This window comes from Sphingomonas sp. SORGH_AS_0879 (genome assembly GCF_030819175.1).
Taxonomy (GTDB): domain Bacteria; phylum Pseudomonadota; class Alphaproteobacteria; order Sphingomonadales; family Sphingomonadaceae; genus Sphingomonas.
In genome coordinates this window covers 2,312,657-2,335,934 of record NZ_JAUTBJ010000002.1, presented here as the reverse complement: position 1 = coordinate 2,335,934, position 23,278 = coordinate 2,312,657, and the positions used below count along the sequence as shown (strand labels likewise).

Annotated in this window: 17 protein-coding genes; 4 read left to right on the top strand and 13 right to left on the bottom strand. The window is 65.6% G+C overall.

The features are described 5' to 3' along the window. Positions 1-8 precede the first annotated feature (8 nt). Positions 9-719 carry a response regulator gene (locus QE379_RS11655; RefSeq protein ID WP_307000695.1) on the top strand — a complete coding sequence of 237 codons (711 nt, stop codon included), beginning with the start codon at positions 9-11 and terminating at the stop codon, positions 717-719. Further along, on the top strand, positions 716-2,047 hold the full coding sequence (locus QE379_RS11650) for an ATP-binding protein (protein ID WP_307000693.1): 1,332 nt from the start codon (positions 716-718) through the stop codon (positions 2,045-2,047). Before QE379_RS11655 ends, QE379_RS11650 begins: the two co-directional genes overlap by 4 nt. 365 nt (positions 2,048-2,412) lie before the next feature. On the opposite strand, the gene QE379_RS11645 is transcribed toward QE379_RS11650, so the two are convergent. The 10 genes from QE379_RS11645 to QE379_RS11600 form a co-directional block, all read right to left on the bottom strand. Continuing rightward, positions 2,413-5,541, bottom strand: a complete 3,129-nt coding sequence (locus QE379_RS11645) for a PAS domain-containing protein (protein WP_307000690.1) — start codon at positions 5,539-5,541, stop codon at positions 2,413-2,415. Positions 5,542-5,615: 74 nt separating this feature from the next. Continuing rightward, entirely contained in the window at positions 5,616-6,242 is a 627-nt protein-coding gene (locus QE379_RS11640; protein WP_307000688.1) for a TIGR02281 family clan AA aspartic protease, read from the bottom strand. A gap of 91 nt (positions 6,243-6,333) precedes the next feature. After that, complete coding sequence (locus QE379_RS11635; protein WP_267433316.1) at positions 6,334-6,522, bottom strand: hypothetical protein; 189 nt, start codon at positions 6,520-6,522, stop codon at positions 6,334-6,336. Between the two features lie 93 nt (positions 6,523-6,615). Further along, entirely contained in the window at positions 6,616-7,203 is a 588-nt protein-coding gene (locus tag QE379_RS11630) for a DNA-3-methyladenine glycosylase (RefSeq protein ID WP_307000685.1), read from the bottom strand. A 2-nt stretch (positions 7,204-7,205) separates the two neighbouring features. Beyond that, positions 7,206-9,599 (bottom strand): malto-oligosyltrehalose synthase, encoded by a 2,394-nt coding sequence (gene treY, locus QE379_RS11625; RefSeq protein WP_307000683.1) that lies wholly within the window; start codon positions 9,597-9,599, stop codon positions 7,206-7,208. Positions 9,600-9,628: 29 nt separating this feature from the next. Continuing rightward, the gene (malQ, locus tag QE379_RS11620; protein WP_307000681.1) at positions 9,629-11,527 is read right to left on the bottom strand and encodes a 4-alpha-glucanotransferase; all 1,899 of its coding nucleotides are present in this window, start codon (positions 11,525-11,527) and stop codon (positions 9,629-9,631) included. Continuing rightward, positions 11,524-13,218, bottom strand: a complete 1,695-nt coding sequence (gene treZ, locus QE379_RS11615; RefSeq protein WP_307000679.1) for a malto-oligosyltrehalose trehalohydrolase — start codon at positions 13,216-13,218, stop codon at positions 11,524-11,526. The genes malQ and treZ overlap by 4 nt, the downstream gene beginning before the upstream one ends. Next, on the bottom strand, positions 13,215-15,317 hold the full coding sequence (gene glgX / locus QE379_RS11610; protein WP_307000677.1) for a glycogen debranching protein GlgX: 2,103 nt from the start codon (positions 15,315-15,317) through the stop codon (positions 13,215-13,217). Before glgX ends, treZ begins: the two co-directional genes overlap by 4 nt. 112 nt (positions 15,318-15,429) lie before the next feature. Further along, positions 15,430-15,735 (bottom strand): DUF2934 domain-containing protein, encoded by a 306-nt coding sequence (locus QE379_RS11605; protein ID WP_307000675.1) that lies wholly within the window; start codon positions 15,733-15,735, stop codon positions 15,430-15,432. An 85-nt stretch (positions 15,736-15,820) separates the two neighbouring features. Next, positions 15,821-16,957, bottom strand: coding sequence for a Gfo/Idh/MocA family protein (locus tag QE379_RS11600; RefSeq protein WP_307000672.1), 1,137 nt, complete (start codon positions 16,955-16,957; stop codon positions 15,821-15,823). A 135-nt stretch (positions 16,958-17,092) separates the two neighbouring features. Between QE379_RS11600 and QE379_RS11595 the strand changes: the two genes are divergently transcribed. Next, positions 17,093-18,898, top strand: coding sequence for a glycoside hydrolase family 15 protein (locus QE379_RS11595; protein WP_307000670.1), 1,806 nt, complete (start codon positions 17,093-17,095; stop codon positions 18,896-18,898). Positions 18,899-18,954: 56 nt separating this feature from the next. Continuing rightward, positions 18,955-21,009 (top strand): ATP-binding protein, encoded by a 2,055-nt coding sequence (locus QE379_RS11590; protein ID WP_307000667.1) that lies wholly within the window; start codon positions 18,955-18,957, stop codon positions 21,007-21,009. 15 nt (positions 21,010-21,024) lie between these two features. On the opposite strand, the gene QE379_RS11585 is transcribed toward QE379_RS11590, so the two are convergent. The 3 genes from QE379_RS11585 to QE379_RS11575 form a co-directional block, all read right to left on the bottom strand. Further along, positions 21,025-21,297, bottom strand: coding sequence for a DUF1488 family protein (locus tag QE379_RS11585; RefSeq protein ID WP_307000663.1), 273 nt, complete (start codon positions 21,295-21,297; stop codon positions 21,025-21,027). Positions 21,298-21,362: 65 nt separating this feature from the next. Beyond that, on the bottom strand, positions 21,363-21,791 hold the full coding sequence (locus tag QE379_RS11580; protein ID WP_307000661.1) for a DUF2147 domain-containing protein: 429 nt from the start codon (positions 21,789-21,791) through the stop codon (positions 21,363-21,365). A gap of 118 nt (positions 21,792-21,909) precedes the next feature. Further along, positions 21,910-23,244, bottom strand: a complete 1,335-nt coding sequence (locus QE379_RS11575; protein ID WP_307000657.1) for an MFS transporter — start codon at positions 23,242-23,244, stop codon at positions 21,910-21,912. Positions 23,245-23,278: the final 34 nt, after the last annotated feature.

The window sequence follows — 23,278 nt, the reverse complement described above, 5'->3', positions numbered from 1 at the left end:
CAAGCGGGGTGACCCCGCCCACCATCCTGATCGTCGAGGACGATCCCGCCCTCCGCACCCTGACCGCCCGCGCGCTTCAGGAGAATGGTTTCGCCGTCAAGCTGGCCAATGCCGCGCCCGAGATGTGGCAGGCGCTGGAGGTCGGGCAGATCGACCTGATCCTGCTCGACATCATGCTGCCCGGCACCAGCGGCATCGATCTGTGCCGCCAGATTCGTCAGAAGAAGGCGGTCCCGATCATCTTCATCAGCGCCAAGGGCAGCGAGGTCGACCGGGTCGTCGGTCTGGAACTGGGTGCGGACGATTACCTGGCCAAGCCGTTCGGCACGCGCGAACTGGTGGCGCGGATCCGTGCCGTGCTGCGTCGCGGCGGGCTGGAGAACGCGCCGGGCGAACGGGAAGCGGGCATATTGGGTTTCGACGGCTGGACCGCGAATCTGCCGCGTCGCGAGCTGATGTCGCCATCGGGCGCGCAGGTGGAGTTGACCGGCGCGGAGTTCGATCTGCTGGTCGCCTTTCTCGACAATGCGCAGCGGGTCGTCGCACGTGAGCGCCTGATCGAGCTGTCGCGGGCGCGGATCGGTGATAGTTCGGACCGCAGCATCGACGTGCTGGTCAGCCGCCTGCGCCGCAAATTGTCGGGGGCCGGGGGCGCCGCGCCGATCGTCACCGTACGCGGCGTCGGCTATATGCTCAACGTGCCGGTGGAACGGCGGTGATCCGCCCCTCGGTCGGCCTGCTCGGCCGGATCGTCGCGATCCTGCTGCTGGCGGTGACGATCGAGTTCGCGGTCTCCACCTATCTCTACGAGCGGGCCAGCCATGTCTCGGTCCGCGATGACGAGGCGCGGCGGCTGGCCGAGCATCTGATCGTCGCGCGCCGGGTGCTGAACGAGCGGCGCGCCTTCGAGCGGCCCGAGGTGGCGGAGGAACTGACCACCGACCGCTATATCGTCAGTTGGTCGTCGGTAGCGCCGCCCCGACCCACCATCGCGCCCGCGATGGACAGCATGCGTCGCCAGATCGTCGATTGGGAGCCTTCGCTGGCGGCGACGGACATTCATCTTCGGCTGACCTCCCCGGGGCGGACTTCGGTGGTGTCGGGGGATTTGCGGCTGGACGATGGGTCGCTGTTGAGCTTCCGGATGCGCGAAGGGGTCCGGACGCTCGACCTGGCGCTCGGGCGCGTGCTTCTCGCGTTGATCCCGGCGATCGCACTGATGCTGCTGAGCGGTGCGTTGATCGGGCGGATTCTGCATCCGCTGAGGACACTCGCCCGCGCCGCCGATACTTTGGGACGCGGGCAGGGCGGGGGAAAGGGGGCGGCGTTGCTCGTCCCCGAACGCGGGCCGGGCGAGGTGCGCCACGTGACCCGCGCCTTCAACCGGATGCAGGCGCGGATCGGTCGGTTGATCGAAGAGCGGACAAGGGCGCTGGCGGCGGTCGGCCACGACCTGCGCACTCCGCTCGCCCGGCTCAGGCTGCGCGCCGATGCCATTCGCGACGATGACGTGCGCGAGGCGATCGGCAGGGATATCGAGGAGATGGAGGCGATGGTTTCCTCCCTCATGGCGTTTCTGGGCGGCGAGGGCGATGCCGAGCAACCCGAACTGACCGACCTGGCGATCCTGTGCGCCAATCTGGCCGACGATGCCGCCGATCACGGTCGCGATGTCCGCTATGTCGGGCCCGACCATTTCGATTGCCGCCTGCGCCGCTTCGGGATGAAGCGCGCGCTCACCAATCTGGTCGAGAACGCGCTGCATTACGGCGAACATGCGATCATCACGCTGCGGACCGATCCGGGCGACGATGTCCGTATCCGGGTCGAAGATGACGGGCCGGGTATCCCGGAGGAGTCGCTGGAGCTGGTGCTGGAGCCGTTCGTCCGGCTGGATACCGCGCGGCGGCGCGATACGGTGGGTTTCGGCCTGGGCCTGTCGATCGTCGCGCGGGTGGTCGCGGCGGAAGGCGGTGTGCTGACCCTCGCCAACCGTGCGGAAGGCGGGCTTTGCGCTGAAATTCGCCTTGCGCATTGCCGGACATGATTTGTCACGTTTTCGCTGCACGACAGCAAAACTCAAAGCGTATTTACTGATCGCAGAGGCAGGATGCCGCCGCGACCGAGCGTCGGATCATCCTTCTCGCCGAATTGGTGTGCGTTCGTGCTCTCCCCAGGGGGAGAGCCATCCGGACACTGGGGTTTGGACATCACTCGGGAGATAGCCGATGACGATGGAGTTCGATTTGACCGCACTGGAATTGCAGGGTGCTCTGCTGGTGCTGGCGGTGATCATCACCTTCGCCGCTATCGAGGGCTGGAAGGCCCGTTAACCGACACACGGTTTCGCAAGGGTTCCTCTGCCGCCCCCCTCCGGCATGAGCCCGACCGAAAAGGGGTAGGCGGCCCGGATCAAGCCCGGGTCGCCTGCTCCATAATTTCAAGCTGACCACGGATCGCGGCGATCAGCCGATCCGCCGTATAGGGCTTGGTCAGCAGCGCGGCGTTCATGTCCGCCGCCTCCGCCGCCATACCGCCATCCCCCGTCGCGAAGACGACCGACAGGCTCGGGCGAAGCTGCCGCGAACGCTTGGCAAGCTCGATGCCCGATTCGCCCGGCAGGTTCAGGTCGGTCACCAGCACGTCGATCTGCGCGGTTTGCAGCGCCGTCATCGCCTCTTCCGCCGTCACCGCGTGGACGACGACGAAGCCCGCTTCCTGCAATGTTTCCGCCGTGTTGGCGCGGATCAGATCGTCATCCTCCACCAAAAGGATCGTTCGCCCGTCATGCAGCGGTCGCGGCGTCGGTTCGTCCGTCGCCTTGGCATCCCGCCCGGGCAAGTCCCGCGGCGCGCCGGATACCGCCATGCGCCGCTGCCGCTGATTGGCGAGCACATGGCGGAATTTCCGCGCCAGCGCCTCACGGGTATAGGGCTTGGACAAAAGCTCGACGCCCTTGTCCAGCCGCCCGCCATGGACGATCGAATTCTCGGTGTAACCCGAGGTGAAGAGGACCGCGATATCAGGCAGCCGCTCGCGCGCCTTGCGGGCGAGTTCGGGGCTTTTCAGCGTGCCGGGCATGACGACATCGGTGAAGAGGATGTCGATCGGAATGCCGCTCTCGATGACGTTGAGCGCGCTCTGCGCATCCACCGCCTTCAGCACGCGGTAGCCCAGGTCCGACAGCAACTCGACCACGGTCCCGCGCACCTCGGCATCGTCCTCGACGACCAGAACCGTTTCGGAGCCGCCGGTGATCGGGCCGGTATCGACCGCGATCTCGACATCCTCGGCCTCCATCGCGCGGGGCAGATAGAGCTTGATCGTCGTGCCATGGCCGATCTCGGAATAGATCTTCACATGGCCGCCCGACTGTTTGACGAAGCCATAGACCATCGACAGCCCGAGGCCCGATCCCTTGCCTTCGCTCTTGGTCGAGAAAAAGGGCTCGAAGACCTTCTGGATGATCTCTTCCGACATACCGCTGCCGGTGTCGGACACGGCCAGCATCACATATTGGCCCGGCGTCACCTCGTCATGGGTGCGCGCGTAATCGTCGTCGAGATGGGCGTTGCTCAACTCAATGGTCAGCTTGCCCTGGCCATTCATCGCGTCGCGCGCGTTGATTGCCAGGTTCAGCAGCGCATTCTCGATCTGGTTGGGATCGATGAAGGTGTTCCACAGACCGCCACCGACGATCGTCTCGATCTCCACGCCCTCGCCGATCGCACGGCGGAGCATGTCGTCCATCCCTTGAACGAAGCGGGTGACGTTGACGACCTTGGGCTCCAACGCCTGGCGACGGCCGAAGGCGAGCAACTGCGCCGCGAGCTTCGACCCGCGAGAGACGCCCGCCATGGCATTGGCGACGCGCTGTTCGGCGCGGTCGTTGCCCGCCACGTCCTTGCCGAGCAACTGGAGATTGCCCGACACGACCTGAAGCAGGTTGTTGAAATCGTGGGCGACACCGCCGGTCAGCTTGCCGATCGTCTCCATCTTCTGCGCCTGGGCGAGCTTCATCTCGGCCTGGCGTCGCTCGGCGATCTCCTCGATGACGCGGCTCTCCAGCGTCTCGTTGAGCTGGCGGAGTTGCGCCTCGGCGCGTTCGCGGTGATGGACCTGGCGCGCGAGCACATTCGCCTGATCGCGCAGGGCCTGTTCGGCGGCGCGCTGTTCGGTGATGTCGGTATGGACCCCGACCCACTCGATCAGTTCGCCGTCCGCGCCGATGATCGGCAGAGCGCGGATGGCATAGGTGCGCCAGACGCCGTCGTGACGGCGGACACGATGTTCATGGATGAACTGGCCCTTGGCGGCGACCGCCTCGTTCCAGGCGGCGACGGTGGCGGCGGCGTCATCGGGATGCACCGCGTTCGCCCAGCCGAAACCCTGATATTCCTTAAGTGTCTGGCCCGTGATCGCCGCCCAGCCGGGCTGCTCGCCGACCATCCGGCCATCCGCGCTGTTGGTCCACAGCACGCCGTGCACCGCGTCCATCGCGGCGCGGAAGCGGCGATTGCTCCGCTCGATCGCGTCGGCATGGCGCATCCGCTCATCGACGTCGAACACCAGGATATGGAAGCCGACCACGCTGCCATCCGCGTCGCGCCGGGGGAGATAGCGGGTCTCGGCCCGGCGACGGCTGCCGTCCCGGTGGTGGATATGGACGTCGGCCACCACCTCTTCGCCCGCCAGCGCGCGCTCGATCAGGGGCAGACGCTCGGCATAATCCTCTTCGGTCAGGACATCGGCGATCCGGGTCCCGATCATCGCATTGGGATCGACGCCGAGGAAATCGCGGTAATAGTCGTTGGCGAAACGGTAGCACTGATCCCGGTCGACAAAGGCGACCAGCATCGGAAGCGAATCGGTGATGACCCGCAACTCCGCCTCGCTCTCGGCCAGGCGGCGCTCCGCCGCGACCCGCCCGGTATTCTCGACGACGGTGCACATCACGCCGCCGACCGAATTCCGCTCGACATAGACCGGGGTGTAATAAAGGTCGAACACCACCTCTTCCTGGACGCCCGCGCGCGTGACGATCAGGGTCTGGTCGCGATAGGCGACGTCCTCACCCTGAAAGCCGCGGTCCAGAATAGACTGGTTCCAGTCCCAGATTTCGGGCCAGACATCCGGCACCAGTCCGCCAAAGGCCGCAGGATGGCGCGGCCCCACGATCGCACGATAGGCGTCGTTGTAGATCATGACATGGGCATCGCCCCACATCAGAACCTTGGCGATCGGCGAATGGACGATATTGGCGACCGTGGTGCGCAACTCGCCCGGCCATCCGCAGATCGGGCCGAGCGGCGTCGCCGACCAGTCATGGTCGCGCACCCGCTGCCCACATTCGCCGCCCCCGATCAGCCAGCTCTTGGGATCGACGGGGCCGCTTTCCATACGCAGCCGCTCGATCGCGGCGCGCAACAGGGCCTGCTCATCGGGAAAGTCGCCCGCGTCCAGGGCCTGGGCAACATATCGGTCGAGCTGCGGCGGGAGCGACAGCATACGCGACAGGGGAGTGGTCATGGGTTCGGGCATGAAAAAGCTACATCGTCAAGTCAATCGGCAGGAGCGTCAATTACGTTGATCTCCATCAGCTTTCCGCCGACCCGTCATGAGGGCTCCGCCGGCGGCTGGGGATGATGGGGCTCCAGGATCAGGGTCGAGCCCTCGACGCGCCAACTCTTCAGCCGGGACAGGAAATTCATGCCCAGCACGTCGGTCTCGCCGAATGCCGCCGACACGACGACGGGGACATTGTCGGCGCGGATCGTGCCGATGCGCAGCGACTGGACGCGTGCGGTTTGTGCGCGGATCATCCCATTCGCGGTGTTGAGCACCACCGGAAAGACCGGCGCGGCGGGACGGAGCCCCGCCGCACGCGCGGTGTCGGTCGACAAAGCGGTCAGGGTCGCGCCGCTATCGACCAGCATCCGGCGGGTGACGCCGTCGATCGTCACCCGCGCCCAGAAATGCCCGTCAGGCGCCATGCGGATGCGCACCGTGTCGCCGACGACGCTTTGATCCTGCAAGTTCAGGATCTGCATCGCGCGCTGGATATAGGGATCGAATTGTTCGCGCTGTTGCAGCACGACGAACAGCAGGCCCGCCAGCAGGACCCAACTGACCAGACTGATCGCCACCCGCAAAATCGGCACCCGCCGCGCCAGGATACCGGCGGCGACGAAGGCAATGACGATGATGACCAGGGGCAGGGGAACGCCCGGATTGGCAAACATGAAGGCCGAAGTCCTCGATCGACCCGAAGATCGGGCCGCAAAGACCATCCCCTAACCCGGCGGATGTGTACGGTAGCTGACCGGCGGACAATCAGCCCTGATCGGGCATTCCCACTTCCGAAGCGGTAAAGCGCCGACCGCCATACCACCGGCGGAAACTACCGTCCGGCTGGCGGAAATAACGAGCGCCGTCATGACGAACAGGAGCGCCCAGCGAACGATAGGCCGCCCAAATGCCATAGACCATGGCGACAACCGCCAGGACCTTGATCCACTCCATCGACTCGCCCTTTTCTTGTTATGACAGGAGGCTGTGTCGAAATACGGCCAAGAGCAAGGAAATTAGTTTGTGCGCTGCGGTCGAAAGTTGCGTTTATCTATGTTGCGATGCGGCGCTTTCGTTCGGAAAGGGACGGCTGAGCCAGGGCGAATGCCTCGCGCCATAGCGTCGTTGCCGGTCCACGGCCTGCGAAATGCCGATGCGGGGACCGCTGACGATATCGGACTGCCCGGACGCTTGGGTCAGAAGGAAAGGCGGCGACGTCAGCGAGACGCCGTCGAGATCGCGGTCGATCGCCAGGGCGGCGCATAGCCGCCCCGGTCCCGCGCAAAGCAGCCGGGGCGCGATCCGCGCACCGCGCCGGGTCTGCATCACGTCCAGGCCCTGACGCGGTTCGATGGCGCGGATCAGCACGGCGCTGCCCGGTGTGCCACAGACGATGTTCAGGCAGTGGTGAAGACCGTAGATGCGATAGACATAGGCACTACCCGGCGGCCCGAACATCGCCGCGTTGCGTGCGGTCCGACCGATGAAGCTGTGCGAAGCGGGGTCGGCCATGTCATAGGCCTCGGTCTCCACGATCGGGCCGCCGACGCCCCCGACCGTCAGTGTAACCCCGATCAGCGCGCGCGCGACCTGATCGACGTCGCGCGCATAGAAGTCCGGGGGCAGTTCGTCCATCGTCAGGCCGGACGCAATTGATACCAGACCGGCCCGTCGTTCAGCAGCTCCGCCAGACGCTTGGGGCCCTCGGGCAACGCGACCTCCGTATCGCGCCAGTCGATCCGGCCATCCGCATCCATCAAGGCCGCCAGCCTCAGGCCGGAGACGCAGAGCAGGCTGGTAGCGCCCTGTCGCCGCTCGAAGGCGATCGCCCGGTCGCGTCCATGTCCGGTGATCGGCAGGGGATGGTAGGAGCCGGTCGTGAACAAGTCGGGGTCGGCCCGGCGAAGGCGAAGCAGGTCGGCGATCAGTGCCTGCTTGGCGACGCCCCCACTTTCCAGCGCCTGCTCGCGTGCGGCATAGTCGACGGGACGACGATTGTCGGGATCGACCAGGCTCAGATCGGCGAACTCGGTGCCCTGATAGCAATCGGGAATGCCGGGCATCGTGTAGCGCAAGGCGACCTGCACCAGGCTATTGGCCCGCGCCGCCGGTGCGATATCGGCCAGCAATCGCGTCATCCCGTCGCGGAATTCCGCCCCGGCGTCCTCCTCGATCAGCGCCTTGGCCAGCGCGTTGCATCGGGCTTCATAGTCGCTGTCCGGGGCTTCCCAGGACGAACGGAGCTTCGCCTCGCGGAGCGACTTCTCCTGCCAGGCGGCGATGCGCTCGGCGAAGTCGGCCATGTCGTCGGGCTCGGGCCATGCGCCGACCAGCGTCTGGATCAGCATATACCAGTCCGCCGGGTCGAGGCCCTCCGATAGAGCCATGGTCTGTCGTTCCCATTGCTTGACCTGCTCGCGCCATCGATCCGGTATCGCGCTAAGCACCGCGAGCCGTGCGCGGACATCCTCGCCACGCTTGTGGTCGTGCGTCGCCGTGGTCAGCATGGCATGGGGAAAGCGCTCCGCCCGACCCGCCATGCGTTCATGGAATGCGGCGACGGACAGGCTCAACCGGCCCGCATCGAACCCGACATCGTTGCGCGAGAGGAGGATGGCATGGCGATAAAAGGCCGTGTCCTCGACCGCCTTCGCCGCGATGGGGGCGGACAGCTGCTGAAAGCGCCGTACCGCTTCGCTCAAAAGGACTTCGTCGCCCGGTCCTTCGCCGGAAAGCCAATCCAGTATCCGGTCCACCACGAAAGCTTCCCCCGGCGGCACGAAGCGGGCGACCCGTTGGCGCACTTCGGCCCGGATCGGTTCATCGGTTTCGGGCGCGTCGGGGCCATAGGTGCGATAGACGGGAAAGACCCAAAGCAGGCGCTCGATCGCGCGCCGCAGCATCGCGGTGGTGATCGCACCCTCAAGCTCGGGCACCGAGGCGAGGAGCTTTGCAAAGGCGGCGACACATTGGTCCAACTGCCCCGCGAACTGCCAGGACAACAGGTCCTGGCGCGCCTGCAATTCCTCCGGTGCGAATTCGACCGAGCGACCGCTCAACTGGGCCCATAGCTCGCCCAGCGGACGGGTCCCTTCGGGAGCGTGGAGAAGCGCGGCAACCTCTTCCATGAAGTCATAGCCGCTGGTGCCGTCGACGCCCCAGTCGCTGCCCATCGCTTCATCGGCGGCGAGGATCTTCTCCACCACGATATAGGCGCGGTTGCCGTCATCGCGGGCGATGGCATCGAAACGCGCGCGAAGTCTGCGGCAATAGCCGAAGGGATCGGTCAGTCCGTCGACATGGTCGATCCGAACGCCGTCGATCAGCCCCTCCTCATACAGGCGGAAATACAGCGCATGCGTTTCCTCGAAAACCGCATCGTCCTCGACGCGCAGCCCGGCCAGATCGTTGATGGTGAAAAAGCGCCGCCAATTCAGTTCGTCATTGGATACGCGCCATGACGCCAGTCGGTAATGCTGCCGGTCGAGCAATTCCGGCAGGGCGATGGTCTCCGCCGCGTCCTGATCCTCGTCGCAGAGGGGCAGGCGGTGTTCGCCATACGCCACGATCTCCGCACGTCCCTCACGACGCTCGACGGTGATCTGACCGTCCGCGATCACCTTCGTCAGCGGCTCGCCCAGGATCGGCAGGACCAGCTTGCGCGACCAGTCGATGTCGAAGAACCGCGCATAGCGGCTGGCCTGTCCATGGGCCAGCACATCGTTCCACCAGCGATTTCCGCCGCCCGCTACGCCCATATGGTTGGGGACGATATCGATGATGACGCCCATCCCGTGCCGACGCGCCGCTTCGGACAGGCTGCGGAATGCCGCTTCGCCGCCCAATTCGGGGTTGATCCGGGTCGGGTCGATCACGTCGTAACCATGCATCGATCCCGCCGCCGCGGTGGTGATCGGCGAGGCATAGACATGACTGATCCCCAGCCGGTCGAGATAGGGGATCAGCGCCTCCGCCTCGGCAAAGGGGAAGCCCATGTGAAACTGAAAGCGGTATGTCGCGCGCGGGGTCATGGGCGCAGTCCTTTTGGGCGAGAGGCCGGTCAGCGGGCGTTGAGGATCGCGATCCGACGCGAGACGGCGGGATCGCAGAGAGCGGAGGCCAGTTCACTTGGCAGGCGGCGGCGCCAGTTGGGATGCTCGTCCGTGGTGCCGGGCAGATTGGGTTGCTCGTCCAGTCCCAACAGGTCCTCGATCGGAACGATGGCGAGCGGGCAGGGGGTCGAAGCCACGCCGCGCACGGCTGCCTCTACGACCGGAACGGGGTCCACCGGCTCGGGTTCCCCTTTGCCGAGGCTCTGCCAAAGCGCCGTCCGTTCCTCGGCACGGGTCCGGCGATCCTCGGTCGCGACAGGATGCCCGGCGATTTGCGCGCGCCATTCCAGATCGCGCCCCTTCCACCATCCCGCGACGGTCGGGATGTCGTGCGTCGCGGTCATCGCGATCGCCTGTTCGTCCCAGCGGTCGGGCGGCGTGAAGGCACCATCCTCGTCCCGCTCGAACGGCAGGACGCGCATCCCGAGCATCCCGGCGTCCGCCATCACATCGCGAAAGCCCGGAGGTACGGTGCCTAAATCTTCCCCGATCACGATCGCCCCGCGCCCGTCATTGGCTCGGTGCGCCTCGATCTTCAGGATGCGCAGCATGTCGGCGAAGGGCATCGCCAGATAGGCACCCTGATCGGCGGGGGCGCCATCAGGCACCACCCACAGGCGACACAGCCCCAGCGCGTGGTCGATCCGCACCCCGCCCGCATGGGCGAAGACGGCACGAAGCGTCTGGATGAAGGGGGCAAAACCCTTTCGGCGCAGCGCGAAGGGGGAGAGGGCAGTGATCCCCCAATTCTGTCCGTTCGGGCCCAGCGGATCGGGCGGTGCGCCGATCGACAGGCCGGTCAGCAGATCCTGCGGCCGGCTCCAGCCATCGGCCCCGTTGCCCGCGACGCCGATGGCGAGGTCGGCGATCAGGCCGATCGCCATGCCGCTCGCACGCGCGGCATCCGAAGCCGTCTGCAACGCACGGTCGGCATGCCACTGTGCGAATGCATGGAAGCGGATCGCGTCTTGGTGCTCGGCGGCGAAAGCCGCCACCGCGTCGCCGGTCGGATCATGATAGGCGCTAGGCCAATCGGGCCATCCGGCGGCGCGGTCCCGCTGGTGGAAATAGGCGTGGAGCGCGTCATAGCGGGCCTGAGCCTCCAGCCTCTCTCCGGCCCGCTCGCGCCAGTCGGCGAACGCCTGCTGCTCGACTTCGGAAAGCCGGTCATAGGCCAGCCGCAAGTCCCGCATCCGATCGGGCGCGGCGCTGGCCCAGTCGATCAGCTCGTCCTCCTGAACGACCGGCTCCCCCGCCGGGGCGAGCCAGATGTTGCGGAACAGGCGGCTTGAGGGGGCATAGGGGCTGAAGCGGCTTGCATCCGCCGGGAAAAGCGCATGGACCGGACTGATCGCCAGTGCGGCTGCTCCGGCTTGTCCGAGAGCCCAGGCTGCCTCGGCCAGGCTGGCGAAATCGCCATAAGCACCGCCGCCTTCGCGCAAGGACGGTATCTGGACCGCGCTGCCCCAATGGCGCCCGGCTGGCGGTGCCGGGCATCGCGGCGGGGCAATGGCGAGCGTGACCTGTCGCCCGTCCTGCTCCAGCCGATGATAGCCCGATAGAGTCTGGGCAGGCAGGCGAATGTCTTCGCCGTCCCCCGCCAAGGTGACTGAGAGGGTTTCGCCGATCTCCAGCGTCAGTAGCGCAGGGCCAGCCTTCCAGCACTGAGGCAGGGCGAGTTCCCGCCCCACATCCCCGGACAGGAAGGTCGGCTCGCCCGTATCGGTATCCAGCCGTTCGAGAATGGCCGTCAGCACCTCGTCGGATACCGTCTGCATCTTTCCCTTGGCATCCTGCCATTGCAGCGACAGTCCGGCCGCTTCGGCGCGGGCGTGAAGATCGCTCATGTCTCGATCCAGGCGGCGAAGCGGTCGCCCTCACGATAGATCGGATTGCCTTCTTCCCCCTCGGGCAATGTCGGCGCGTCGCCCAGGTCGATCGCGATGGTCAGCGTCGCACCATCGGCCATCCGCCAGCGCGCCTTGACGCCCGCATCGCCCTGCACTTCCGCCGACAGCCCGACCGCGCCTTTCAGGCGGGGGACGATGTGCGTCCGGCGCAGGCTCAGCAATTCGCGATACAGCGCGCGCCATTCCCCGGCGGCGGGGCCGGGCTTGGGGATCGAAGCCTCGAAGGTCGCGGCGGCATTGGGATCGGGAATATTCTTGCGCGCTTCCTCGTCGGCGAAGGCATCGAACTTGGCGAATTCACGACGGCGGCCTTCGCGCACCGCATCGGCCAGCTCGTCGTGAAAGTCGGTGAAGAACAGGAAGGGGCTTTCGCTGCCTTCATCCTCACCCATGAACAACAGGGGGATTTGCGGGCCGAGCAACAGCAACGCGGTCGCCGCGCGCAACCTGTCTCGATCGGTCAGGTGTATCAGCCGCTCGCCCATGGCGCGGTTGCCGACCTGATCGTGATTTTGCAGAAAGGCGACGAAGGCGGTGCTCGGCAGATGGCCGGACGGCTTGCCGCGCGGCGCGCCGTCATGATTGGGCGAGCCTTCGCCCTGATAGATGAACCCATCCTTCAAACAGCGCGCGAGCCGTTCGGCGGGGCGTTCGGCGAAATCGCCATAATAGGCACTGGTTTCACCCGTCAGCAGGACATGCAGGACATTGTGGAAATCGTCGTTCCATTGTGCGTCATAGCGGCCCGGCCCCAATCGTTCGGCATCGTTCTTCTCGTTTTCCAGAACGAGATGCACATGGCGTTCGGGCAGGGCGGCACGGATCTCGCTCGCCATCCGGTCGAGAAAGCCGTCATTGGCGATGGCATGGACCGCATCGAAGCGCAGTCCGTCGATCCGATAGTCGCGCAACCACATCAGGGCGTTGTCGACGAAGAATCGATGCACCGGATCGGCATCCACCGCCACCGCGCCGCCCCAAGGGGTGTCGATCTCGGGATGGAAGAAGGCCCCGGCATAGGCGTTCAGGTAATTCCCGTCCGGGCCGAAGTGATTATACACCACGTCGAGGAAGACGGAGAGCCCCAGGCCATGGGCGGTATCGACCAGCGTCTTCAATTCCGCCGGTGAGCCATAGGGTTCCGCCACGGCATAGGGCAGGACGCCGTCATAGCCCCAGTTGCGGGTCCCACCGAAGGCGTTGATCGGCATCACCTCGATCGCGGTGATCCCCGACGCGGCGATGGCGGAGAGTTGCTCGCGGATACCGGCAAAGCCGCCCAGCGTGCCCGCATGAACCTCCACCAGCACCGTTTCTTCCCAAGGCCGCCCGCGCCATTCGGTCGCGCTCCAGGCGAAGCTTGGGTCCACCACCACGCTCCAGCCATGGACACCGCCCGACTGGAGGCGTGAAGCGGGATCGGGCACCGCCAGATCGGCGTCCAGCCGGAAGCGGTATCGGCTGCCCGGTCCGGCGGCGGCCTCGGCGGTGAACCAGCCCTCATCGTCGCGGGTCATCGGCACCGATGGCGCGCCGTCGATCTCCAGTGTCACCGCGTCCCGATCCGGCGCCCATAGGCGGAACCGGGTATCCGCGCCGTCTCGCAGTTCGGGGCCCCAATGCGTCATGCGGACACCACGTCCCGCCATGTGATCAGGACCGCGCTCTGCGGTTCGACCTCATAGCTGTCCTCAATCTCGACCTCGCCCTGTTCGGGCTTGGCGCTGTCGATCAGGATGGTGCGTGAGACATGGGGCGCGGGCAGGGTGAAGGTGATCGGATCGGGCGAGGCGTTGAGCAGCAGCGATACCGCCTCCACCGCGCCGTCCTCGGTCGCGGCGGCGCGGCGCATCATCAGCGCGCGACCCTCGGGATTGTCCCAATCCTCGGCGCTCAACTGCTCGCCGCGCTCGTCCCACCATTCGATATCGTTGATGCCATGGCCCGGCGTATCCTGCCCGTACAGGAATTGCGGCGCACGCAGCACCTGATAGCGGCGGCGCAGTTCGGCAAGCCGCGCGGTGAAGGCGATCATCGCCTCGCCCTCTTCGGACGCGGCGGCCTTCCAGTCGAGCCAGCTGATCTCATTGTCCTGGCAATAGGCGTTGTTGTTGCCCTGCTGCGTCCGGCCGAACTCGTCGCCCGCCACGATCATCGGCGTGCCCAGCGAGGCGAGGAGGGTCGTCATCATCGACCGCATCACGCGACCGCGCGCGGCGTTGATGCTCTCGTCCTCGGTCGGCCCTTCCGCGCCCCAGTTGCGCGAGTAATTTTCCGAATGGCCGTCGCGATTGTCTTCCTTGTTCGCCTCGTTATGCCGTTCCTCGTACATCACGGTATCCGCGAGCGTGAAACCGTCATGCGCGGCGAGCATGTTGAGGCTGGCCCAGGGACGTCGCGCCCGCCGGTCGAACAGGTCGCCCGAACCCGACAGGCGCGCTGCCAGTTCGCCGCGCTGGCCGGGGTCGCCTCGCCAGAATTTGCGCACCGTGTCGCGATATTTGTCGTTCCACTCGGAGAAGCCGGGCGGGAAATTGCCGAGCTGATAGCCGCCCGGTCCCACGTCCCAAGGCTCGGTCAGCAGCTTCAGCCGCCCCAGCACCGGGTCCTGCCGCAGCACGTCGAAAAAGGCCGAACCCGGATCGAAGCCGTCCGCCTCGCGCCCCAGCGTCAGGCCCAGGTCGAAGCGGAAACCGTCCACGCCGAAGCTGGTCGCCCAATAGCGCAGCGAGTCCGCCACCATCTGGATCACCCGCGCCTTGGACAGGTTCAACGTGTTGCCGGTGCCGGTGTCGTTGATCGTATAGCGCGGCTGATCCTGGACCAGCCTATAATAGCTGGCATTGTCCAGCCCGCGCCAGGACAGGGTCGGGCCCTTTTCCGATCCCTCGCAAGTATGGTTGTAGACGACGTCGAGGATCACCTCGATCCCCGCCTTGTGCAGCTTGTGCACCGCGCGGCGCAGTTCATCCTGGGTGTCGGTCGCGAAATAGGCCTGCTCGGGCGCGAAGAAACCAAGGGTGTTGTAGCCCCAGTAATTGCGCAGCCCCTTTTCCTGAAGGAACCGGTCCTGGGTGAAGCTGTGGATCGGGAGGAGTTCGATCGCGGTGACGCCGATCCGCTTCAGATGCTTGATGACCGCCGGATGGCCGAGTCCCGCATAGGTGCCCCGCTCGCGCGGGGGAACCAGTTCCATCAGCTTGGTCAGGCCCTTCACATGGGCCTCGTAGATGACGGTTTCCGACCAGGGGGTGTTGGGCTTCACGTCGCGCGACCAGTCGAAGTGATCGTCCACCACCACTGCCTTGGGCATGGCGGCGGCGCTATCACGCTTGTCGAAGCTGAGATCCTCTTTCTTGGACCGGATCTGATAGCCGTGCAGCGCGTCGGTCCACTTGATCTCGCCATGCAGCTTGCGCGCATAGGGATCGAGCAACAGCTTGTTGGGATTGAAGCGATGACCGGCCTCCGGCTCGTAAGGGCCGTGGGCGCGGTAGCCGTAGAGCAGGCCCGGACCGACATCGGGCAGATAGCCATGCCAAATCTCATCGGTGCATTCGGGCAGCGTATAGCGCTTCAGCTCGCGCTTGCCTTGCGGGTCGAATACGCAAAGCTCGATCCGGTCGGCATTGGCCGAGAAGACGGCGAAATTGACGCCCTCACCATCGAAGGTGGCACCGAGCGGGTGCGGCGAGCCGGGAAGAATCTGGTCGGGCAATGCGGTCAAGGAAGGTCTCCGGCAAAAGTCGAACGACTATGCGACAGGGCAACACGGCAGGATTGCGGGAAACATGGGGGCGTACCCCGATGGCCGATCCGATCGCCATCGGGGCATCCGGTCAGCCCGTCTTGGTGGCGCGGGGCTTGCGCGCTTTCGGCTTGGCGGTGGGCTCCGCCTCGGAAGAGGGTTCGGATATGGCGGTAGCCTCCGCCTTCTTGCGACGCGAAGGTGCCGGCTTTTGGGCGGGCTTCGGGGCGTCCTCCGTCACCACCTCGGGCGTGTCGGACGCTTCGGACGGGGCGGGGGCGAGGTCGCGTTCGGCCATTTCCCAATGCTCGCGATCGCGGCCATGGGGCTCACCCTCGGCCTGCCAAATGCCATAGGCCCGCTGGCGGAGCTGCTCTTCCCGATCTTCCACCGTCATCTCCCTAACCCGACACACTATGTGTCATCGCGAGCGTAACGATTGATATCGCCGTTCCGCTCCGCCGAAATCGGCTTGATACCGATCAATTCGAGCCGGTTGGGGATTTGGCCTTGACCGGTTCGGGGGCGCTGACCGCCGACAGGGTCTGGCGCTGGCTGGCCGTGTCGATGCGGCGGGTGCGGGTGAAGGGCGGCAGTTCGACGCGCTGGCCGGTCTGCATCGCCTTCACGATCCCCTCGATGACCCGCAGGTCCGACAGGCCCTCTTCCGCATCCGGCTCGGGATCGCGATCGTTCAGGATGCAGTTGGAGAAATAGCGCATCTCGCCACCGAAATGGTCGGTGTGCTTGAATTTCTCATGGCTCTGCTTGTCGCCGATGGTGACGTCGTGCTCGATCGCGGCCTGAAAGCCATAGGCCGGGCTCATATGGATCGAACCCTTCATCCCCGCGACGATCAGGCTGTCGACATTGTTCATCGCATAGCTGACGGTGAAGCTGGCCAGCTTGTCGCCGGGCATGCGCAGCACGACGGCGAAGGTGTCGTCCAGATCGCCAAGCCCGGCGCTAGGCTGGCGCGTGGCGACGGCGCTCTCAACCGCGACCGGCTCGGCGCCGAAGAGATAGCGGATGGCGTTGATCGGATAGGGGGCCATGTCGAACAGCGGCCCGGCTTCCAGCCCATGCTTGGCACGGTGATTGTCGGGGTCCAGCTTCTGTCCGAAGCAGGAGGTGAAGGCGACCAGTTCGCCCAGTTCGCCGTTGCGGATCTTCTCGATCGCATCCAGCGTGCCGGGTTCGAAATGCAGGCGATAGGCGGTCATCAGCTTCGCCTTCGACCGACGCTCCGCATCCTGGATGGTGCGGGCCTTCTCGACCGAAATCTCCAGCGGCTTTTCGCACAGCACATGGATACCGGCGTCGAGCGCGGGGATGGCGAATTCCGCGTGACGCCAATTGGGCGTCGCCAGATAGATCGCGTCGCAGACATTGGCGGTCAGCAGCTTGTCGAACTCGTCATAGGAATAGACATGCTCGACCCCATATTTCTTGGCGAGCAGGCGTCCCTTCTCGGCGTCACCGGTGACGATCGCGGTCAACTCCGAATTGCCGGTGTGGCTTATGCCGGGCATCATCGCCGATTGGGTGATGTCACCCGCACCCACCATGGCGTAGCGAATCTTCTTCGTGCCGAATCCCAGTGCCGATGCCAGGCTCATGCCGATACTCCCAAATGACGGTTCGGGTGCTGCAACGCGCCAATGCCGGGAAGGTCCCACGGAGATTTAACGCGTCTGACGAGTTTCCACGACCTAACCTGCATCATTCCCGACATTTGCGGAGCTTGTGCCGACGTGACCCTGCCCGATCAGCATGCCGATCCGCTCCGCGACGCCGACGGGTTTCTCGATCTCGAAAACTATGCCGCGATGGGGGACGGGCGAAGCGTCGCATTGAGCGGGGCGGACGGTTCGATCGACTGGTGGTGCGTGCCCAATATGGATTCCGCGCCGCTGTTCGACCGGCTGGTCGATGGGGAGCGGGGCGGCCTCTTCTCGATCACACCTGTCGAGCCCTTCACCGTCGAGCGCGCCTATCGCCCCAGCAGCAATGTGCTGGAGACGATCTTCACGACGGCGAGCGGCCGGGCCAAGCTGGTCGAGTCGATCAACAGCGGCCCTGCCGGACGACTGCCCTGGGCGGAACTGGCGCGGCGGGTCGAGGGGTTGGACGGTTATGTCCGCTTCGCCATCACCCTGCGCTTCAGTCGCCGCGCCGACACGGTCAGCCCCTATTTTGCGCCCGCCGGGGGGCACAATGTCTTCCATGTCGACCGGGTGCTGGGCGTGTTCCGCCACTGCTCGCATGTGACGATCGATCATGTCGAGGACGGGCTGGTGACGGGCACCGCCGCGGTCGGGCCGGGCGACCGGGCGCGGATCGCGATCATCGCGGGCGAGGACGAACCGCTGGTCTGTCAGGACATCGAGCAGGTCGACGCCCGTATCGACCTGTCCGATTTCGAGTGGCGGCAATGGTCGGAGAATCTGACCGTGCCGGAGAAGCATCGCGACCGCATCCTGCGCAACGCGCTGGCGCTCAAGCTGCTGCTCTACTCACCGACCGGCGCGATCACGGCGGCGGCGACCACCTCGCTGCCCGAGGGGGTAGGGGGCGCCAAGAATTACGATTATCGCTACGCCTGGGTCCGCGACGCGGGCTACACGATCAAAGCCTTCCTGCGCATCGGCGCGCATGGCGAGGCCAAGGCCGCCTTCACTTGGCTGCTCAAGCGGCTGGGCGAAGGCGATCCGCAGGTCTGCTACACGCTGGAGGGCCAGCCCGTGCCGCCCGAACGCGAGATCGCGGTGAGCGGTTATCGCCATTCCCGCCCGGTGCGTGTCGGCAATCTGGCGGGCGGCCAGCATCAGCACGGCATCTATGGCGATATCTTCGAGACGGCGAGCCGCTTCGTCGCGTGCGGCAATTTCCTGGACACATCCAGCGCGGAAACGCTTTCGCATCTGGCGGATAGCTGCGCTGATCGTTGGCGCCTGCCGGATGCGGGCATCTGGGAATTGCCCGAGGAGCGCCATTACACCATGTCGAAGATCAGTTGCTGGCAGGCGCTGGCCCGCGCGGTCGAACTGGCCGATGAGGGACAGATCCCTACGACCTGCCGCGACCGCTGGGCGCGCGAGCGCGATCGGATCGAGCAATGGATCGGCGAGCATTGCTGGTCGGAGAAGCGCGGCGCCTATCTGATGCATCCCGACAGCGATGCGCTGGACGCCAGCCTGGCGCTGGCGGTGCGGTTTCGCTTCGACGGGCAGGACCGGCTGGCGCGGACGCTGGATGCGCTGGACCGCGAACTGGCGGAAGGGGCCTTCCACTATCGCTATTCCGGTATGCACAAGGAGGAAGGCTGCTTCCTCGCCTGCACCTTCTGGATGATCGAGGCGCGGGCGATCTTGGGACAGACGGAGGCGGCGCAACAGGCGTTCGACGCCGCGACCGAGGCGCTCGATAGCCGGGGATGCGGACTCTATGCGGAGATGATCGATCCGAAAACCGGCCATTATCTGGGCAACATGCCGCAGGGTCTGACCCATTTGGCGGTTATTCAGGCCGCCGCGACGCTGGCGGGCGAAGAACTTTAAGGGGGCCGGGAATTGCCGGACGATGGTGGCGAACCCGGTTTCGACTTGCTAGCAGCATGACCATGAACGCGCTCCCGCTCGATCCGCAGCTTGCCTTTCTGGAGGGAGGGGGTGAGGCGACGCGCCTGATCCTGGCGCGGGACTGGACCGGCCACCCCCTGGGACCACCGCAGGAGTGGCCGGAGGCGTTCCGCGTGGCGATCAGCCTGGTCCTCAATTCCCCGGAATCGATGATCCTGGCCTGGGGCCCGGACCTGCATTTCTTCTTCAACGAAACCTATTTCCCGCTGCTCGGGCCGCGCCTGTCCTGGGCGATGGGCTCGCGGTTCGATGAGGTATGGGCGGACGCGCTGGAACAGGCCCGGCCGATCATCGACGCTGCGCTCGCCGGGCAGACGCAGCGCTTCGTCGATCTGCCCTGGAAACTGGATACCGATCGGGGCGAGGCGCATACTTTCTGGACCTTCTCCTATTCACGTGTGCTGGACGGCATGGGGAAGGTCGCGGGTCTGTTCATCTTCACCAACGAGACCACCGCTCGCGTCCATGCCGATGCCGCCCTGCGCGAAAGTCAGATGCAATTGTCCTATGCTCTGGAGGAATTGCGCGCGCTGAACGTGACGCTGGAGCAGCGTATCGTCGAGCGTACCGCAGAGCGCGACCGGATGTGGGACGTGTCGCCCGATCTGTTGGCGGTTGTCGCTTCCGATGGCGTCATCCATCGGATCAATCCGGCGTGGCACACCATATTGGGCTATGAAGGTGGCGACCTGATCGGGCGATCTATCATGGCCCTGATCCACCCGGACGATGTCGTCGCGGCCCACGCGGCCCTAGCGACGTCGCTGACCGAGGCCAGTTCGCGTATCGAATTGCGGATGCGCCATGCCGACGGCCATGACGAATGGATCGCCTGGGTCGGTGCGGCCAGCGCATACGAAGTCTTCGCGGTGGGCCGCCACATCACCCATCAGAAAATGGCGGAGGAGGCTCTACGCGCGACGGAGGAACAGCTACGCCAGGCACAGAAGCTGGAGGCGATCGGGCAGTTGACCGGTAGCGTCGCGCACGACTTCAACAACCTGTTGACCGTCATCCGGGGCTCGATCGATCTCATCCGCCGTCCCGAATTCCCCGCAGAGCGTCGTCAGCGCCACATGGACGCGATCGCCGATGCGGCGGACCGTGCCGCCAAGCTGACCGCGCAACTGCTCGCCTTCGCCCGGCGCCAACCGCTGACCCCGGAGATCGTGGACGTCGGCGCCAGCATCACCACCCTGACCGACATGATCACGACCTTGTCGGGCCCCGGCGTCCGGCTCGACATCGACCTTCCCGCGACACCCTGTCATGCGCATGTCGACCGCAGCCAGCTCGACACCGCGATCGTCAACATGGCAGTCAATGCCCGCGACGCGATGGCGGGGCAGGGGAGGCTGACCATATCCGTCCGCTCGCAGCAGGATGCGCACAGCAAGGCGCAGGTGCGGATCGCCATCTCCGACACCGGCGAAGGCATTCCGGCGGAGCGGCTGGAGCAGATTTTCGAGCCCTTCTTCACGACCAAGAAGCTGGGGGCCGGAACCGGGCTCGGCCTGAGCCAGGTTTTCGGTTTCGCGCGCCAGTCGGGCGGCGATGTCCAGGTGGTGAGCACGCCCGGCAAGGGCGCGACCTTCACCCTCCTGCTGCCGCAGATCGACGGCCAGCCGGTTGCGGACAGTCACGCCGCCTGGCTGGGCGCCCCTTCGCGAACCGAATGCTGCGTGCTGGTGGTCGAGGACAATGTCGAGGTCGGGCATTTCGCCGTGGAGGCGCTACAGACGCTCGGCTGTCGCACGGTGATCGCGACCAATGCCGCCGCAGCGCTGGAGGAGTTGAACCGCGATGCCGAGCGCTTCGATCTCGTCTTTTCGGATGTGATGATGCCCGGTCAGTCGGGGATCGACTTCGCCCATGACATCAGTCGCCTCCACCCCCGGCTGCGTATCCTTCTGACCAGCGGCTATAGCCAGGTTATCGCCGATGAGGGGAGCCATGGCTTCGCCCTGCTGCGCAAGCCCTACACGCTGGCCGAACTTGCGCAGCAGATCGACCGCCTGTTCGGCGGTTGATCCGGTAGCGGAGCGTCAGTCGAGATCGTTCTCGCTGACCACCACCAGCGACTGCTCCATATCGCGGCCCAGCGCTGTCAGCGCCGCTTCGAGAATGTCGTCCGAATAGCGCTCGAACATCTCGATCGCATCGCCATCGGGCACATCGCCGCTCAGCGCTTCGAGCAAGTCGTATTGGACGGCGAACTGATATTCCTCGCCCTCCATTTCGCCCACGAACTCCACCTGGCGATCGGAAATATTGTCCTCGACCGTATCCTTGATGACCGTCAATGCATCGTCAGCCATGGCGTTCCTTCCCTATTGCCTGTCGTCCGGGACGCGGCAGACGGGTTCCGGTTCCATGGCCGCGGTCATTTGACGCGCTGCCAGCGCTGTTCCCGGCATCCCAGCCGACCGAAGAGGCAACCCTCGCCCACCAGGGTGCGGGCGTCGATTTGGGTGATGGTGCCCTCGACCTCCCGACCGATATCGGGGATGAAGACGGTGCCCGCCCAGCGGCCGGGTTCCTCTTCCTCGAAATCGGCGAACAACTGCGTGCCGATCAGGCGATCCGTGCCGCCGCGCGCCGCGTCGGCTTTCGCCTGCTCGCTCGCCCAGACGACCGTGCCGCACATGCGTTGCGCATCCGACCCTCGTCCGCAGGGGGCGAAGCGAACCTGTACGGTCTTGGACGGGTTGGCCCAGATCCCCGCCGGAACCCGCGCGTCGGCCACGCCAGCCACCATCGCGAACCCCGAACCCGCGACGGCCATCGCGACCTTGCGCCAGTGGCTCTTCATTCCGCTCAACTCCCGATCTTTGCTGCTGTTTCGGGAATGTAGGGAGTGGAGCGGGCAAAACAAAACGGCCGGTGGATCGCTCCACCGGCCGCCTCGAAAACAAGACCTTAAGAAACTATCAGGACGCGCGCTTGGCGAGTTCCTTGTTGATCCCCAGCGCGGCCAGCGTAGCGACGGCCCCCGAGAGCAGATAGACACCGACCGACAGAAGCCCGAAATTGCTCGACAGCAGCAACGCGGCCAGCGGCGCGAAGCCGGCGCCCAGCAGCCATGCGAGGTCCGAGGTGATCGCCGCGCCCGTATAGCGACGCAGCGGCGAGAAGCCCGAGTTGATGACGCCCGACGACTGGCCGAAGGCCAGCCCCAGCAGCAGGAAGCCCAGGACGATATAGACCGTCTCACCCATGCCGCCCTGATCCAGCAACTGCGGCGCGAAACCGGCATAGGCCGCGATCGCGGCGGCCGAGGCACCCAGCAGGGTACGGCGACCGACGCGGTCGGCGATCTTGCCCGAGGCCAGGATCGCGAGAACGCCGACGATGCTGCCGATGATCTCGATCATCATGAAGTCCTGCGGCTTTTCACGGTTGAACAGCACGACCCAGGACAGCGGGAACACGGTGACGATATGGAACATCGCGAAGCTGGCGAGCGGGGCAAAGGCGCCCAGCAGGACGGTGCGGCCCTCGGTGCGCATCGTCTCGCCGACCGGTGCGGGCTGAAGCTCGCGGCTCTCGAACAAGCGCTGGAACTCCGGCGTCGCGACGATGCGGAGACGCGCGAACAGCGCCACGACGTTGATCGCGAAGGCCACGAAGAACGGATAGCGCCAGCCCCAATCGAGGAAGTCGGCGGTGCTCAGCGTCGTCAGGAAGAAGGCGAACAGGCCATTGGCGACCAGAAGGCCGAGCGGCGCGCCAAGCTGCGGGATCATCGCATACCAGCCGCGCCGACGCTCCGGCGCGTTCAGCGACAGCAGCGAGGGCAAGCCGTCCCAGGCACCGCCCAGCGCCAGGCCCTGCATGATGCGGAAGATGCCGAGCAGCACGGCGGCCGACGTCCCGATCTGCGCATAGCCGGGCAGGAAGGCGATCGCCATGGTCGACCCGCCGAGCAGGAACAGCGCGATGGTCAGCTTGACCCCACGGCCCAGGCTGCGGTCGACCGCCATGAAGATGAAGGTGCCGATCGGGCGCGCGATGAACGCCAGCGAGAACAGCGCGAACGAATAGAGCGTACCGGTCAGCGCATCGACATAGGGAAAGATCAGCGACGGGAACACCAGCACCGAGGCGATGGCGTAGACGAAGAAGTCGAAGAACTCCGAGGTACGCCCGATGATGACGCCGATGGCGATGTCACCCGGTGCGACGTGATGCGGATCGCGGGCATTGACCAGCCGCGCGTCCCGCTCAAGGGGCGTCGAGGTCGATGCGGTTAACTCTGCGCTCATCGGCTGCCAGTCCTGACTTCTTCCAAGTTATCGA